Origin of the sequence: Hydrogenophaga defluvii, assembly GCF_042665235.1 — a bacterium.
GTDB classification, from domain to species: domain Bacteria; phylum Pseudomonadota; class Gammaproteobacteria; order Burkholderiales; family Burkholderiaceae_C; genus Hydrogenophaga; species Hydrogenophaga defluvii_A.
Genome location: NZ_JBHTBZ010000020.1, coordinates 110,364 through 126,019 on the forward strand (window position 1 = coordinate 110,364; position 15,656 = coordinate 126,019).

13 protein-coding genes and 2 tRNA genes are annotated in these 15,656 nt (G+C 64.3%); 8 read left to right on the forward strand and 7 right to left on the reverse strand.

Features of this window, described 5'->3' with window-relative positions; genetic code table 11:
- Nucleotides 1-65: 65 nt before the first annotated feature.
- The gene (gene tsf / locus ACFQU0_RS09850; RefSeq protein ID WP_382200256.1) at nt 66-959 is read right to left on the reverse strand and encodes a translation elongation factor Ts; all 894 of its coding nucleotides are present in this window, start codon (nt 957-959) and stop codon (nt 66-68) included.
- A 127-nt stretch (nt 960-1,086) separates the two neighbouring features.
- On the reverse strand, nt 1,087-1,839 hold the full coding sequence (gene rpsB, locus ACFQU0_RS09855; RefSeq protein WP_382200258.1) for a 30S ribosomal protein S2: 753 nt from the start codon (nt 1,837-1,839) through the stop codon (nt 1,087-1,089).
- 214 nt (nt 1,840-2,053) lie between these two features.
- On the opposite strand from rpsB, the gene ACFQU0_RS09860 reads away from it, so the two are divergent.
- Genes ACFQU0_RS09860 through ACFQU0_RS09870 form a run of 3 tightly spaced genes read left to right on the forward strand, consistent with a single transcriptional unit; the run spans nt 2,054 to nt 6,235 of the window.
- Nucleotides 2,054-3,436 (forward strand): amidase, encoded by a 1,383-nt coding sequence (locus ACFQU0_RS09860; protein WP_382200260.1) that lies wholly within the window; start codon nt 2,054-2,056, stop codon nt 3,434-3,436.
- Nucleotides 3,433-4,707, forward strand: coding sequence for a D-amino acid dehydrogenase (locus tag ACFQU0_RS09865; RefSeq protein ID WP_382200262.1), 1,275 nt, complete (start codon nt 3,433-3,435; stop codon nt 4,705-4,707). The genes ACFQU0_RS09860 and ACFQU0_RS09865 overlap by 4 nt, the downstream gene beginning before the upstream one ends.
- A gap of 7 nt (nt 4,708-4,714) precedes the next feature.
- Nucleotides 4,715-6,235: an NAD(P)H-hydrate dehydratase gene (locus ACFQU0_RS09870; RefSeq protein ID WP_382200264.1), complete on the forward strand. Its 1,521-nt coding sequence runs from the start codon at nt 4,715-4,717 to the stop codon at nt 6,233-6,235.
- Between the two features lies 1 nt (nt 6,236).
- Here the strand turns inward: ACFQU0_RS09870 and ACFQU0_RS09875 are convergent, their stop codons facing one another.
- Together ACFQU0_RS09875 and rnr are read right to left on the reverse strand one after the other, a co-directional pair.
- Nucleotides 6,237-6,773 carry a YggT family protein gene (locus ACFQU0_RS09875; protein ID WP_382200266.1) on the reverse strand — a complete coding sequence of 179 codons (537 nt, stop codon included), beginning with the start codon at nt 6,771-6,773 and terminating at the stop codon, nt 6,237-6,239.
- A gap of 1 nt (nt 6,774) precedes the next feature.
- Nucleotides 6,775-9,063, reverse strand: a complete 2,289-nt coding sequence (rnr, locus tag ACFQU0_RS09880) for a ribonuclease R (RefSeq protein ID WP_382200268.1) — start codon at nt 9,061-9,063, stop codon at nt 6,775-6,777.
- A gap of 51 nt (nt 9,064-9,114) precedes the next feature.
- Here rnr and ACFQU0_RS09885 point away from each other — a divergent pair.
- Together ACFQU0_RS09885 and ACFQU0_RS09890 are read left to right on the forward strand one after the other, a co-directional pair.
- A tRNA-Leu gene (locus ACFQU0_RS09885) sits at nt 9,115-9,199 on the forward strand.
- A 175-nt stretch (nt 9,200-9,374) separates the two neighbouring features.
- Nucleotides 9,375-9,459 (forward strand) — tRNA-Leu (locus ACFQU0_RS09890).
- A 75-nt stretch (nt 9,460-9,534) separates the two neighbouring features.
- On the opposite strand, the gene rimO is transcribed toward ACFQU0_RS09890, so the two are convergent.
- Both rimO and phaR read right to left on the reverse strand, forming a co-directional pair.
- Nucleotides 9,535-10,911, reverse strand: a complete 1,377-nt coding sequence (gene rimO / locus ACFQU0_RS09895; RefSeq protein ID WP_382200270.1) for a 30S ribosomal protein S12 methylthiotransferase RimO — start codon at nt 10,909-10,911, stop codon at nt 9,535-9,537.
- A gap of 48 nt (nt 10,912-10,959) precedes the next feature.
- On the reverse strand, nt 10,960-11,532 hold the full coding sequence (gene phaR / locus ACFQU0_RS09900; protein ID WP_382200272.1) for a polyhydroxyalkanoate synthesis repressor PhaR: 573 nt from the start codon (nt 11,530-11,532) through the stop codon (nt 10,960-10,962).
- Nucleotides 11,533-11,685: 153 nt separating this feature from the next.
- Here phaR and ACFQU0_RS09905 point away from each other — a divergent pair, with 153 nt between their 5' ends.
- Both ACFQU0_RS09905 and ACFQU0_RS09910 read left to right on the forward strand, forming a co-directional pair.
- On the forward strand, nt 11,686-13,158 hold the full coding sequence (locus tag ACFQU0_RS09905) for an amidase (protein WP_382200274.1): 1,473 nt from the start codon (nt 11,686-11,688) through the stop codon (nt 13,156-13,158).
- A 355-nt stretch (nt 13,159-13,513) separates the two neighbouring features.
- Nucleotides 13,514-13,879, forward strand: a complete 366-nt coding sequence (locus tag ACFQU0_RS09910; RefSeq protein ID WP_382200276.1) for a DUF6232 family protein — start codon at nt 13,514-13,516, stop codon at nt 13,877-13,879.
- 292 nt (nt 13,880-14,171) lie between these two features.
- On the opposite strand, the gene ACFQU0_RS09915 is transcribed toward ACFQU0_RS09910, so the two are convergent.
- The gene (locus ACFQU0_RS09915) at nt 14,172-14,828 is read right to left on the reverse strand and encodes an SOS response-associated peptidase (RefSeq protein ID WP_382200277.1); all 657 of its coding nucleotides are present in this window, start codon (nt 14,826-14,828) and stop codon (nt 14,172-14,174) included.
- A 58-nt stretch (nt 14,829-14,886) separates the two neighbouring features.
- On the opposite strand from ACFQU0_RS09915, the gene ACFQU0_RS09920 reads away from it, so the two are divergent.
- Nucleotides 14,887-15,588, forward strand: coding sequence for a hypothetical protein (locus ACFQU0_RS09920; protein ID WP_382200278.1), 702 nt, complete (start codon nt 14,887-14,889; stop codon nt 15,586-15,588).
- The last annotated feature ends 68 nt before the right edge of the window (nt 15,589-15,656 follow it).

The following is a 15,656-nucleotide window of genomic DNA, read 5'->3' on the forward strand; positions in this document are numbered from 1 at the left end:
GCCCATGGACACGCGAAAAAAAGGCGGGCCCCGTCAACGACGGTCCCGCCTTCAGGGGGCAAGAATCAGGCGCCCTTGGCAGCAGCCACCTGGGCAGCCACTTCGGCCGCGAAGTCGTCGACCTTCTTCTCGATGCCTTCACCCACCACGTACAGGGTGAAGCCCTTGACGGTGGTGTTGGTGGACTTCAGGTACTGGCCCACGGTCTGCTTGCCGTCGGCGGCTTTCACGAACACCTGGTCCAGCAGCGAGACTTCCTTGAGGTACTTCTGCACTGAACCTTCGACCATCTTGGCCACGATGTCGGCCGGCTTGCCGGATTCGGCGGCTTTGGCTTCGGCCACCGAACGCTCTTTGGCGATCAGGTCGGCGGGCACGTCGGCGCTCGACAAGGCCACAGGCTTCATGGCGGCGATGTGCATGGCGGTGTCCTTGGCGGCTGTCTCATTGCCGTCAAACTCCACCACCACACCAATGCGCGTGCCGTGCAAGTAGCTGGCCAGCTGGGCGCCAGCGCTGTACTGCTTGAAGCGGCGGAAGCTCATGTTCTCACCGATCTTGCCGATCAGGCCCTTGCGCACGTCTTCCAGCGTGGGGCCAAAGCTGTCCTGCTCATAGGCCAGCGCGCCCAGGTCTTCCACGGAAGCCGGGTTGTGCTCGGCCACCAGCTTGGCGGCGGCGTTGGCCAAGGCCAGGAAGCTGTCGTTCTTGGTCACGAAGTCGGTTTCGCAGTTGACTTCGATCAGACCACCGGTGGTGCCATTGATGAAGCTGGCAACCACACCTTCAGCGGTCACGCGGCTGGCGGCCTTGCCGGCCTTGGTGCCCAGCTTGACGCGCAGCAGCTCTTCGGCCTTGGCCATGTCGCCATCGGCTTCAGTCAGGGCTTTTTTGCACTCCATCATCGGCGCGTCGGTCTTGGCGCGCAGTTCAGCAACCATGCTTGCGGTGATAGCCATCTTGGTGTTCTCCATAGGCCCACTCGGGCCAGTACAAATATTGAAAGAGGAATGTGGCGTGCCGGTTACGAAAAAGGGGCCACAAGAGCCCCTTTGAACCAGCCGACGGCCGATTGCAGCCGATCGATCAGGCGGAAGCTTCTTCCTTGACTTCCACGAACTCGTCGCCGCCAGCGGCCACGGCCTTGACCACGTCGTTCACGGCGTTGGCGCGGCCTTCGAGGATGGCGTCAGCGATGCCACGGGCGTACAGCGCCACGGCCTTGGCCGAGTCGTCGTTGCCAGGGATCACGTAGTCAATGCCCACGGGCGAGTGGTTGGTATCGACCACACCCACCAGCGGGATGCCCAGCTTCTGCGCTTCTTGCACGGCAATTTTGTGGAAACCGACGTCGATCACGAAGATGGCGTCAGGCAGGGCGGTCATGTCCTGGATACCGCCGATGTCTTTTTCCAGCTTTTCCATTTCGCGGGCGAACATGAGCTGCTCTTTTTTGCTCATGCTGTCCAGACCGGCTTCTTGCTGGGCCTGCATTTCCTTCAGGCGCTTGATGGAGGTCTTGACGGTCTTGAAGTTGGTCAGCATGCCGCCCAGCCAACGCTGGTCCACAAAAGGCACGCCAGCACGGCGGGCTTCCTGGGCCACCAGGTCACGCGACTGGCGCTTGGTGCCCACCATCAGGATGGTGCCGCGGTTGGCGGAGAGCTGCTTCACGAACTTGGCGGCCTCTTCGAACAGGGGCAGCGTCTTTTCGAGGTTGACGATGTGAATTTTGTTGCGATGACCGAAGATGTACGGGGCCATCTTGGGGTTCCAGAAGCGGGTTTGGTGACCGAAGTGGACACCGGCTTCCAGCATTTCGCGCATGGAGATAGACATGGTTTTCTTTCCAGAGGTTGTGACTGAAACCGGCCCCGATCCCTGTTCATCCTGAACAGAAACACCCGGTTGGGCCGGCTTGCGATTTGTTTGGCCAAAGGCTTGGCGCCGTCAGCAAAACCCAAGGAGTATAGCAGGCCGGGCAGGTTTGCTGCAACGCAACAGTTTGCCCCAGGCAATCGGAAGTGCCCGTCTCCTCGCACACAATGTAAGCATGAGCCCTGCCTCCTTTCCCGCGCCCGACCTGCACGCCTCCCAAAGCGCCCTGCGACGTGGCGCCACCACCGCCACACAACTGTTGAACGCATCGCTCGCTGCCGCGCAAAGCAGCGCCTGCGAACACGCCTGGGTGGTGGCCCCGACCGCTGCTGATGTCCACGATCAACTGGCCTCGCTGGAAAGGCGCCACGGCCAGGACCTGCCGCACACGCCGCTGGCCGGCTTGGCTGTCTCGGTGAAAGACTTGTTCGACGTGGCCGACCAGGTCACCACCGCTGGATCGCGCGTGCTCGGTCCGGATGGCGTCAACCTGCCGGCTGCCAAAGCGGACGCCACGGCCGTGGCCCGCCTGCGTGCGGCGGGCGCCGTCATCTTCGGGCGCACCCAGATGAGCGAATTCGCTTTCTCGGGCGTGGGCGTCAACCCCCACCACGGCACCCCTCGCAACCCCTGCGATGCCACCACCCACCGTATTCCGGGCGGGTCGTCATCGGGCGGCGCCGTCACGGTGGCGGCAGGTGCTGCCTGGGCCGCGCTGGGCAGCGACACCGGCGGCTCCATCCGCATCCCCGCCGCGTTGTGTGGCATCGTCGGGTTCAAAAGCAGCGCTCAGTGGGTGCCCACCGACGGCGCCTTTCCCCTGTCCACCACGCTGGACACCGTGGCCGCCATGACGCTGAGCGTGCGTGACGCCATCTTGCTGCACGAGGTGCTGGCCGCCCGCAGCGTGGTGCGCAGTCCCACCGGCCTGCGCGATTGCCGTTTTGCTGTGCCCCAACACACCGTGCTCGATGGGCTGGACGCGACCGTGGCGCGCGCGTTCGAGCGCAGCCTGAGCATCCTGTCGGCGGCGGGCGCCCACATCGTGGACGTCGCCCTGCCAGAACTGGGCGAAGCGGCCGACATGCAGACCCGCTGCACCTTCCCAGCCGCAGAGGCGTTCAGCGTGCAGCGCACCTGGGTGCAAGACCATGCCGCGCTCTATGACCCGCGTGTGCTCGCCCGCGTGTTGCGTGGCGGCACCATGCTGGCCGGCGACTACATCGAACTGCAACGCGCCCGCACCGACTGGATGCGCCGCGTCAACCAGGCGATTGCCCCGTTCGACGCCCTGCTCTCGCCCACCGTGCCCATGGTCGCACCACCGCTGGCCGAGGTGGCACCGGGCACCGAACGCGACGAGGCCTTTTTTGCCGCCAACGCCCGCCTGCTGCGCAACACCGCCTTGGGCAACCTGCTGGACGGTTGTGGCCTGTCGCTGCCCTGCCACCGCGATGGCGAACTGCCCGTGGGCCTGATGCTGTGGCACGGCAATGGCCGCGACGACAGCGTGCTGCACGCGGCACAGCTGGTCGAGCGGGCACTGGAGGCCGCATGAAGGTGGCCATCATCGGCGCCGGCATCATCGGCGTGACCACCGCGTACGAACTGAGCCGTGACGGCCACGATGTCACGGTGTTCGAGCGCCGCGCCGCCGCCGCAGAAGAAACCAGCTTTGCCAACGCCGGCATCGTCGCACCGGGCTACGTCACGCCCTGGGCCGCGCCCGGCATGCCCCAAAAAGTGCTCAAGCACCTGTTCAGTGCCCATGGCCCGGTCAAACTGGCCTGGCCCTTGAGCGCCCGGGATCTGGCCTGGATGTGGCGCTGGTGGCGCGCCTGCGACGCCGGCACCTACATGGCAACCCGGCGCCAGTTGCAGCAACTCGCTTTCTACAGCCGCGAACGCTTGCACCACCTCACACACGACCTGCAATTGCAGTACGACCGGAGCGATGGCTTCATGGTGCTGCTGCGCGACGCGCAAGACCAGGCGATGGTGCAACCTGGCCTGGCGGTGCTGCGCGAGCTGGGCATCGCGTTCCACGAAGTGCCTGGCCACGTGGCCCGCGCGGTGGAGCCCGCGCTCAACCCCGACACGCCTTTGGTGGGCGCGGTGCACGTGCCCGGCGACGAGGTGGGCAACTGCCGCCAGTTTGCCCTCCTGCTCAAGGACGAGGCCCAGGCGCTCGGCTGCCGCTTCGAGTTCAACACCGAAGTCGAGCGCATCGAAGCGCAACCCAGCCGCGTGTGGGTGCGCCCGCGCCAGGGCGCAGGCGCCGCTGATGCGCAGACTTTCGACACCATCGTGCTGAGCGCAGGCGTGCACAGCGCGGCCCTGGCGCGCCCGCTGGGCGTGCACATCCCGTTGACCGCCGTCTACGGCCACTCCATCAGCATGGCGGTCCGCGAAGACATGGATGCCCCGGTCTCCGGCGTGATGGACGAACGCTACAAAGTGGCCATCTCGCGCATGGGCCAGCGTGTGCGAGTGGCCGGTGGCGCCGAAATCGGCGGCCGCGCCGACCGCCACGGCAAACACGCCTTCGACACCTTGCACAAGGTGTTGTACGACTGGTTCCCGGGCTCGGCTCGACACGGCCGCACCGGCGGCCAGATGCAGACCTGGAAAGGGGCCCGCCCCATGTTGCCCGAGGGCCCGCCCCTGGTGGGCGCCAGCGCCGTGCCCGGGCTCTGGCTGAACCTGGGCCACGGCTCCAGTGGCTGGGCCCTGAGCTGTGGCAGCGCGCGGGTGCTGGCCGACCAGCTCAGTGGCCGCAGCCCTGGCCTGGACGCCACCGCCCTCTCCCCCTCCCGCCTGCCCGCCTGAGGTCCACATGATCCAGCGCGTCACCCCCGATCGCCCCTGGCCCCTCTTCGGCGCCACACGCAGCCGAGCGATAGAGGACGCCGCGCTGGCCGCCTCTGCCCCCCACGCCTTGATGGCCCGCGCCGGCCTGGCGGTGGCGCAGTGGGCACGCGCGTTGTACCCACACGCACGCCATGTGTGGGTGGCCTGCGGCCCTGGCAACAACGGCGGTGACGGCCTGGTGGCTGCCTGCCACCTGGCGGAATGGGCAAAAACATCAGGCGCCCAACTGAGCGTCAGTTGGCAGGGTGACGTGACCCGCCTACCCACCGATGCGGCCTGGGCCTTGGCGTTGGCACAACAAGCCGGGCTGCACTGGGTGAACCACCCACCCGACGACTGCGACCTCGCCATCGATGCGCTGTTTGGGCTGGGCGGCCGCGCCGACCAGATCGCCGGTCCTCTCAAACTCTGGCTGGACGCCTTGCGCCGGGCCACTTACCCCGTGTTGTGCGTGGACCTGCCCAGCGGCCTGAACCCCGACACCGGCGCCCTGTCAGGCCCGACACCTGCACGCGGCCGCCGGCACACTTTGAGCCTCTTGACCCTCAAGCCGGGCCTGTTTACCGCAGAGGGGCGCGACGCCGCCGGCGAGGTCTGGCTGGACGACCTGGGCTGCGCCAGTGCCGATGCGCCCGACGCCTGGCTGGGCATAGCGCCACCACCGCACCACCCGCGTCCGCACAGCAACCACAAGGGCAGCCACGGCGACGTGCTGGTGCTCGGCGGCCAAGGCCTGAACGTCAACGGCGCGGGTATGACGGGCGCTGCGGTGCTGGCCGCGCGCGCCGCCTTGCACGGCGGCGCCGGCCGGGTATATCTGGTGCCACTGGAAGCAGCTGGCACATCCAGCCTGGGATGGGACGCCGAGACACCCGAGCTGATGGTGCGCACCACGGCGCACCTCACCCCTGAAGGACTCGGCAACACGACCGTGGTCTGCGGTTGTGGCGGCGGGGACGCCGTGGCCCCTTGGTTGCCACAGGTCATCGCCCACAGCCAGGCACTGGTGCTCGACGCCGACGCGCTCAACCACGTGGCCGCTTCGCCCACTTTGCAACAGGCACTGCGCGAACGCGGCCAAGCGCGGGGCGTTGCCGCCACGGTCATCACCCCTCACCCGCTGGAAGCAGCACGGCTGCTCGGCACCAGCACGCACGACGTGCAGTCAGACCGACTGGCGGCGGCACAGCGGTTGGCGCAAGAGCTGGGGCTGATCTGCGTGCTCAAAGGCTCAGGCACCGTGGTCGCGATGCCAGACCAAGTGCCGGTCATCAACCCCACCGGCAACGCGCGCCTGGCCACAGCAGGCACCGGTGACGTGCTGGCCGGCTGGCTGGGCGCCCGTCTGGCCGCACAGGAGGCCACCCCCTTCCAAACCACCTGCAATGCCGTGTACCAACATGGGCGGGTGGCAGACAATTGGTCAGTCCACCGCAACGGCACCCTGACCGCCAGCGGCCTGGTGCGCCACCTGGGGCGGCACTGACTCAGCCCAGCACCAACAGGCCCACCTGCATCAGCAGGATCAGCACCAGCACCGACAGATCCACACCGCCAATCAGCGGCACCACACGGCGTATGGGCGCCAACAAGGGCTCCACCAGGCGGCCCATCAGGTGCATCACCGGCGCCTGCGGCTGCACCCAAGACAGGATGGCGTAGGCAAACGCCAGCAGCATGATGAGCTGAATGGTCGAACGCAGCAGCATCTTGATCGCCACGAGCGGAATGCCCACCAGCCCCATCACGGCCGACAACCCGCCCACCAAGGCAAGCAACACCACCGCGTACAGCAGCGACAACATGACGGCCGCCAACAAGCTGCCCATGTCCATGTCGTGTTGGGCCAGGCGGCGCGGCAGCACACGGCGCAGGGGGCCCACCAACCAGTTGGTCAACGCCATCACAAAGGGGCCGGGCTGCTGGGTCATGCGTATGCGCCGGGTGTTCATCCAGGCGCGCAGCAGGCAGGCCGCGATCAACGCAAAAAACAGCGTGTCGAGCAGGAAAAGCAAGACCGACATGTCAACGAGGCCCCTTGCGCGATGACGGCGCACCTCCACGGCCGCTCCCGCCGCTGCGACCTGAGCGCTTGCCGGCCGTGCGCGCTGCGCCGCCCTTGTCGGCGCGCTCGCGTTTGGCGCTTTTTGGCATGGCAACGCCCTGGCGCGCTTCCGCGTTGCCAGAGGACCGCTTGCGCAACGCCCCCGCACCACCACTGTCGGCGCCCGCCTTGTCGCGCATGGCTCGCGCCAGCACATCATCGCCCTCGTTCACCAGGCGGAAATCGATGCGCCGGCCATCCAGATCGACCCGGCTGACCTGCACTTGCACACGCGAACCCAGGTGGTAGCGGATGCCGGTGCGCTCGCCGCGCAGCTCCTGACGCGCCTCGTCGAAGCGGAAGTACTCGCCGCCGAGTTCGGTGATGTGGACCAGGCCCTCGACGTACATCGCGTCCAGCGTGACGAACAACCCGAAACCCGTGACCGCCGTGACCACGCCGCTGAACTCTTCGCCCAGGTGCTCGCGCATGTACTTGCACTTGAGCCAGGCCTCCACATCGCGGCTGGCCTCGTCGGCGCGGCGTTCGTTGGCGCTGCAGTGCAGGCCGGCAGCCTGCCAGGCCAAGGTGTCGGCCGAGGGTTTTGCGCGTGGTTTGTCGGTCGGCGGCGCCGGGCGCGACGCCAGGCGTTTGCTGAGCTTGGCATGGGCCTCGCCCGGCGTGGGCAAGGTCGGCAGCTGGTAACGCTTGCCACCCAGGATAGCCTTGATCACCCGGTGCACCAGCAGATCGGGGTAACGCCGGATGGGGCTGGTGAAGTGGGTGTAGGCCTCGAAGGCCAGGCCAAAGTGGCCGTTGTTGCTGGGCGTGTAAATGGCCTGCTGCATGGAGCGCAGCAACATGGTGTGGATTTGCTGCGCCTCTGGCCGGTCCTTGGTGGCGTTGGCGATGTGCTGGAACTCGCCCGGCGAAGGGTTCTCGCTCAGGGTGTGGGGCACGCCCATGGCCTTGAGGTAGTTGCGCAGGGTTTCCTGCTTTTCGGGCGTGGGGCCTTCGTGCACACGGAAAAGGCCGGGCTGCTTGCCCTGGGCAATGAACTCGGCGCTGCACACGTTGGCGGCCAGCATGGCCTCCTCGATCAGCTTGTGCGCATCGTTGCGGGTGCGAGGCACAATTTTTTCAATGCGGCCCGATTCGTCGCAGACGATTTGTGTTTCGGTGGTTTCAAAGTCCACCGCACCCCGGGCGTTGCGCGCCGACAGCAAGGCCCGGTAGACGTCGTGCAGGTTGAGCAGGTAGGGCACCAGCGGCTTGCGGTTCTGCGCCTCGGGGCCGCGCGTGTTTTGCAGGATGGCCGCCACCTCGGTGTAGGTGAAGCGCGCGTGGCTGTGCATCACCGCCGGGAAAAACTGGTAGGCGTGGATCTCGCCCTTGGCGTTGATCAGCATGTCGCAGACCATGCACAGGCGGTCCACGTCGGGGTTGAGCGAGCACAGGCCGTTGGACAGCTTCTCGGGCAGCATGGGAATCACGCGACGCGGGAAGTACACGCTGGTGGCGCGGTCGTAGGCATCGACGTCGATGGCGCTGCCCGTTTCCACGTAGTGGCTCACATCGGCGATGGCCACCAGCAGGCGCCAACCCTTGCCGCGCCCAACTTTGGCGGGCTCGCAATACACCGCGTCGTCGAAGTCACGCGCGTCCTCACCGTCGATGGTGACCAGGGGCACATCAGTCAGGTCGATGCGGTTTTTCTTGTCGGCCGCTCGGACCTTGTCGGGCAGCGCCCGCGCCTGCGCCATGGCGGCATCGGAAAACTGGTGGGGCACGCCGTATTTGCGCACCGCGATCTCGATTTCCATGCCGGGGTCGTCGATCTCGCCCAGCACCTCTTTCACGCGCCCCACGGGTTGCCCGTACAAGGCCGGCGGCTCGGTCAACTCGACCACCACCACCTGCCCCGGCTTGGCCGAGCCGGTCGCACCTTTGGGGATGAGCACATCCTGGCCATAGCGCTTGTCTTCAGGCGCCACCAACCAGATGCCACTTTCCTGCAGCAATCGCCCGATCAAAGGGGCGGACGAGCGTTCGATGATTTCGGTGACGCGGCCCTCTGGACGGCCCTTGCGGTCGTAACGCACGACACGGACCTTGACGCGGTCCTTGTGCAGAACCGCACGCATTTCGTTGGAGGGAAGGTAGATGTCGGGCTGCCCGTCATCGCGGACCACAAAGCCGTGGCCATCGCGGTGGCCTGAGACGGTGCCTTCGATTTCGGCCAGCAGATGGTTTTGATTTTTTTCGTTCACGTAGTTTGAGACTGGCTCTTTGTTAGTGCTATACTAGTCGTTTCCTGAGATGCCCAGGTGGCGGAATTGGTAGACGCACTAGTTTCAGGTACTAGCGCCGAGAGGCGTGGAGGTTCGAGTCCTCTCTTGGGCACCATCATAAAGTTGAAAGGTCTGCAAACTGAATGTTGCAGGCCTTTTTTCTTTTCTGGGCCACTCAACGCCGCCTACAGGGCGTGGCGCCTGCCAACCAGGACAACCATCCCAAGGCAGATGCGCCTACCACGCACAAGCGATCAAATTCTCGGTGTATACTGCTGACTTCCTGAGATGCCCAGGTGGCGGAATTGGTAGACGCACTAGTTTCAGGTACTAGCGCTGCGAGGCGTGGAGGTTCGAGTCCTCTCTTGGGCACCAAAAATTTGAAAAGCCTGCGATGTCACCATCGCAGGCTTTTTTGATTGACCAGAACGTCCCCGTTCTGACCTGCGATCAGACGGGCATCGCCACCAAATCGTGCCCTTCGGCCGCCACGATGCGCGCCTTGGTGAACTCCCCCACCTTCAAGGTCTTGCTGATCTTCTGCGGCGGCAACAGGCGCACGGTACCGTCGATCTCAGGCGCATCGGCGTAGCTGCGGCCCACCCCGCCCTTTTTGCCCATGCCGGGCGCCGAATCCACCAGCACTTGCATGGTGGCACCCACACGGCGCTGCAGGCGTTCGGCCGAGACGGCTTCGGCCACCGCCATGAAGCGGGCACGGCGCTCTTCGCGCAGCTCATCGGGCACCGGGTTGGCCAGCTCGTTGGCGGCCGCGCCCGTCACCGGCGAATAGGCAAAACAGCCAGCGCGGTCGATTTGCGCCTCGCGCACGAAATCGAGGAGGTGCGCAAACTCTTCTTCGGTCTCACCTGGGAAGCCGGCGATGAAGGTGCTGCGCACCACCAGTTCCGGACACACGTCGCGCCACTGCTGGATGCGCTCCTGGTTGCGCTCGCCACTGGCGGGGCGCTTCATGCGGCGCAGCACGTCGGGGTGGCTGTGTTGCAGTGGCACGTCCAGGTAGGGCAGCACCAGACCTTCGGCCATCAGCGGCAGCACCTCGTCCACGTGCGGATAGGGGTAGACATAGTGCAGGCGCACCCAGGCGCCAAAACCTTTGGCCAGCTCGCCCAGTTCGCGCACCAGATCGAACATGCGGGTCTTGACCGGCTTGCCATCCCAGAAGCCGGTGCGGTACTTCACATCGACGCCGTAGGCCGAGGTGTCCTGGCTCACAACAAGCAGTTCTTTGACGCCCGCCTCGAACAGCTTGCGCGCCTCGGTCAACACGTCGCCAATCGGACGGCTCACCAGATCACCGCGCATGGACGGGATGATGCAGAAGGTGCAGCGGTGGTTGCAGCCCTCGCTGATCTTGAGGTAAGCGTAATGGCGGGGCGTGAGCTTGATGCCCTGGGCGGGCACCAGGTCCACAAAGGGGTCGTGTGGCTTGGGCAGGTGTTTGTGCACCGCCTCCATCACCTCGTGGGTGGCGTGTGGGCCGGTCACGGCCAACACCGATGGGTGGATGTTCTGCACCATGTTGCCGCCATCATCGCCCTGGCGTGCGCCCAGACAGCCGGTGACGATGACACGGCCGTTTTCGGCCAGCGCCTCGCCAATGGTGTCCAGGCTTTCCTTGACCGCGTCGTCGATGAAGCCGCAGGTATTGACGATGACCAGATCGGCACCATCAAATGTCTTGCTGGTTTGGTAGCCCTCGGCGCTGAGTTGCGTGAGGATGAGTTCGGAGTCGGTGAGCGCCTTGGGGCAGCCCAGCGAAACAAAGCCGACCTTGGGGGCGGCGGAGGTGGCGGGAGCGTTCATAGCCCCGATTGTCTCAGGTCGGCCCGGGATGCGCCCGGGCAAACGTCGTCAGCGCTTGAGCCCCATGGCCGCCAGCATCTGCTCACTGTTGCGTTGCATCTGCTCCTGCATCTGCACAAAGGCGTTCTTGGACTGCTCCATGTAGGTGCCCATCATGCCCTGCATCATGGGCGACTGCACATTGACAAACTGCTGCAGCAGTTCGGGCGTGAGCACCTTGGACTGTTCGGTCATCTTCTTCTGCAGGTCCATGAAGATCTGGACGTTTTTCTCCAGATAGGAACCCATGAAGTCCTGCATGGCGTGGCCGTAGAAACGGATGATGTTGGCCAACACCTGCTCGGTGAAGATGGGCACGCCAGCGGTCTCTTCCTCCAGGATGACTTGCAGCAAGATGCTGCGCGTGAGGTCTTCGTTGGTCTTGGCGTCGCGCACCACAAAACGCTCGTCGTCCATGACCAGCTGTTTGATTTCCACCAGCGTGATGTAGGACGACGTGTCGGTGTCGTACAGACGCCGGTTGGGGTATTTCTTGATCACCCGAACGCCGTTCGGGCGGGCGGCCTGGGGGTCGGCCTTGGATTTCTGCACTGAGTCGGCTCCTGTAGGAAGAAAAGACATTCTAAAAACCGCCATCAACGGCACAGACATGGGTTTACCCTGAAGCGGCGTCTGGCACAAGAGCGCCGGCATCCTGGCCCACGTTATGCTTTTCAACACCACGCGGCCGCACCAGTGTGTGAGCGGCCATTGTTTCACACAGGAATACGACACATGACCTTGGCAATGAGTTGGGAAGAATGGGCCTCGCACGACGCGTGTGCCTTGGCCGAGAAGGTGCGAACAGGCGAATTGAGCGCCACCGAACTGGCCCAACAAGCCGCTGCCGGCATCGCACAAACCAACCCGGCACTGGACGCCGTGCTGGAGGTGTTCGATGACGTGGTGACCGATCCGCTGCGCGATGGCCTCAACCCCCAAGGCCCCTTGGCCGGTGTGCCCTTTCTCATGAAAGACCTGGGCCCCACCCTCAAAGGGCGACTGCAAGAACAAGGCTCCCTGTTCATGCGCGGCAACCGCCCCACACAAGACACCTGGCTGACCAGCCAGATGCGCCGCGCCGGCCTCAACCTCATGGGCCGCACCACCACGCCCGAGTTCGGCGTCTGCAGCTCGGCCGAAAATCCCGCCGTCTGCGTCACCCGCAACCCCTGGAACACCGAGTACACCACCTGCGGTTCGTCGGCCGGCACAGCCGCCATGGTGGCGGCAGGTGCGGTGCCGCTGTCGCACGCCACCGATGGCGGTGGCTCCATCCGCATTCCCGCCGGGTTCAACGGCAACATCGGCCTCAAAGCCTCGCGCGGCGTGTTTTCCATCGCGCCCCACCTGTCAGACATCAGCGGCTATGTGTCCACCCAAGGCTGCCAAAGCCGCACCGTGCGCGACACCGCCGCCTTTGTGGACGCCTGCCGGGGCGGCGCGCCGGGGGAATTCATGCCCTACTGGAGCCCGGCCGAACCCTACAGCACGCTGATCCAGAAAGACCCTGGCCGCCTGCGCATCGCGCTGTCGCACGAATGGGGCGACTACCGCGCCACACCCCACATCGTGGGCGAGCTTGAGCGTGCCGGCAGTTTTCTGGAAAGCCTGGGCCACCACGTCGAATGGGCGCTGCCCCAAACCGATTTGCGCGCCGCTTTCGCAGCCCAGACCACCTGCTACATCAGCAACTTCGCCCAGGTCATCAATGGCATGCTTGCGTCGCGTGGGTTGGAGCGCCCACCAGCCGATCTGATCGAGCCCATCAACATCCGCATCTGGGAAGCCGGCAAAGACATGTCGTACACCGAGCGTCACAAGATGCAGGGCGTGTTCAACCACACGGCGCGGGCATTTGGCGCCTTCTTTGAGGACTGGGACATCATCCTCACCCCCATCACCGCCCTGCCCACACCACGCGTGGGCACCACGGAGTACCTCACCACCAGCGACAACCCGGACGTGCTGGACTGGTTTGGCAACCTGTGGAAGTTTTTCGCCTACACGCCGCTGTCCAACCTGTGTGGCATCCCCGCGATCTCTTTGCCCATGGCATGGCAAGAGAACGGCCTGCCCTTCGGCATACAAGTCCAGGCCAAACAGGCCAACGACGGCCTGCTGTTGCAACTGGCGGCGCAGATCGAGCGCGCATTGGGCGGCAAATGGAATGACGGCCGGCGACCTGCCGTGCACGTCACCCATTGAAAGTCCTGGCCGACAGACAACAAAAAACCCCTGCAGGCCGGGGCTTGCAAGGGTTGATGTTTGGTAGGCGCGATTGGATTCGAACCAAGCAAGCCGGGGAACTCAGGGGGTCTACAGAGTGAAGCGGCCAGACGATGACGGGGACGAATTACCCCAAAATCCCCCGATAAGTCCCCGGATTCGTCCCCAATGCAAAAAGCCGCCCACCCCGGAGGGCAGGCGGTAAGGGCTGGTTGCCTGACGCCTACTGGGGGCGCCCAGTCCGGCCATGGCCGCTCCCTGCACTACGCAATTCCCCGGCACATGGTGTCGCTGGTAGTATTTCCAGCGCTTTCAACAACAGACGGAGCCGAGGATGGAAGAGAAGTCGTTTTTTCAACACGACGGCGTGCAGGTCACGAACAGCCGATTCGTCGTTGATGGTCAAACCTACGCTATGAGCAACATCACCTCGGTGAAAGCCTGGGTGAACAAGCCAAGCCGACTTTGGCCCGTATTGCTGATCATCGTAGGACTGCTGCCAGTCATCAGCGGGTCAAAAGCCTACGGCGCCCTGATCTTTGCATTGGCTGGCGTGATTTGGTTGCTGCTGCAAAAAACCTACTACCACGTGCAACTGCACACCGCAGGTGGTGAGACGAACGCCCTCAAGAGCAATCAGAAAGAGTACGTCGAGAAGGTAGTGTCAGCGATCAACGAAGCGATCATTCACCGCGGGTGACCGGCGTATCACCTTTTGATACGGGCGCCCGCCACACTCCGTGCACAAGGAGTGTTTTCGATGAAGCCCACCAAATTCTGGAGTTGGTCCCTCAAGAGTCTTGAGGGCCGCAGCCGTTACGTCATGCGCGGAAAGTACACCGAGGACGAGGCCCATCGGTACTTTCCCAACCAAGACCCCCAGAAAGTAGAGGGCTCAGTGGAGGTCAGGGACTTGCCGGAGACTGCTGAGGAGACCTTGGCGATGCAAACCAGCACGAGCCTCACCCGCTGGCATCTCCAGCAAGCCGAGCTCAAGAAGCAGGCAGTGAGTCCAGCAGCTCCACCGCCGGCGCCCTGAGTAGCCGCTGCGCATCAGCCAGCGTGCCCGCCAGCCACTGGTCCACGTCGGCCGCTTCGATGGCCACCACCGAGCGTTTGTCCTGCTGGTCGGGCGGAAACTTGGGGTCGGGCTTGTGCATGCGGCTCATGATCGGGTGGTCATCCGCGTTGACCGTCAGCATGGTGTAGCTCTCGTGCAGTTCGCCTGTGACTTTGTCCACCCAGGTGTTCCACAGTCCGGCCAGGCCCCAGGGTGCGCCATCGGCGCGGCGGAAGGTCCACCAGACGTTCTTTCCGGTCTCCCAGCACGGTTCGTCGAAACTCTCAGCAGGGATGATGCAGCGCTGGCCACGTGCCCACGGGTGCTTGTAGCTGGCCTTGGCCGCCAGCTCCTCTGACCTGGCGTTGTTGGTGCTGTACGGCAGTTTGGGTTCCTTGGCGAACCAGGGGATCAAACCCCATTGCCCCACCACCAGCTCAAGGCTGTAGCCGGCATCATCGCGGGCGCGCCGAATGAACGGGCCAGGCGAGCGGGGGAATACACCGCCACCGGGCCAAGGGTTGCATCCACCGATGGCCCACTCGCGCTCGATGCGGGCGTCGGTGGGAGAGACGTATCGGTTGCACATGGGCGGCAGGATAGCGCAGTAGGCATACGGCCGGAAACCACTGTGCTAGAACTGAGCCATGGACTACAAACAGCTACTCACCCTCTTACTCGGGGCCGTTGGGGCGCTCGGTGCCATTTTCCTGAAGGAGGCGGTCCAAGTCGCCATGCAACGGAGGACCATCGCCTGGCAGTTGTTTGGCTACATGCAAACCTACAAGGCGCAGATCATGCGAATTCCCGGCATTTTGCCGGCCTGGAACAAGATTAAGGAACAAGAGGCCAGCTTGGCCAAAGCCTACCAGGCTGGTGCGGCTACTTTCGAACAGGAGTATGCAAAGCACACCTCCCAGCGAACGGAGATCCGTGAACTCATTCGGGAGCGCGTTGTCGAAATGCTTGCAACGCCCACCGGGCTCGGGCCTAGTTTGGGCAACTCAATCATCTTGGCTGGAACGCGTCGGCAGCTGAGCAAGGCTCACGACTTGATGATCGAATCAAAAGTTTTCATCAGTGATCGGGATGCCGCACTACTTGGCCCTCGTGCTGCGATCCACGTCATCAAGTTCAGGACATCATGGATCGGCGTGCTGTCAGCCCTGGAAACGCTGCTGGCAATAACTGAGCAGGACGGTGTTCACAAACCGGAAGTTTCAACCGTGCTCGTGGACGCGTTGGTCAGAAACGGCGAGGAAGCATTGGTGGCGGTCGCATACCTAGAAGGCATATCCGAGGAAATGACCCGCAAAACCATGATTTCAATGCTACGAGACACTTGGTGAAAAAGGCCCGCACACCCCATACAAGGTGGCGGGCCTGAAGCGGGGGCGGTGGCACCCCACGCGGAGAC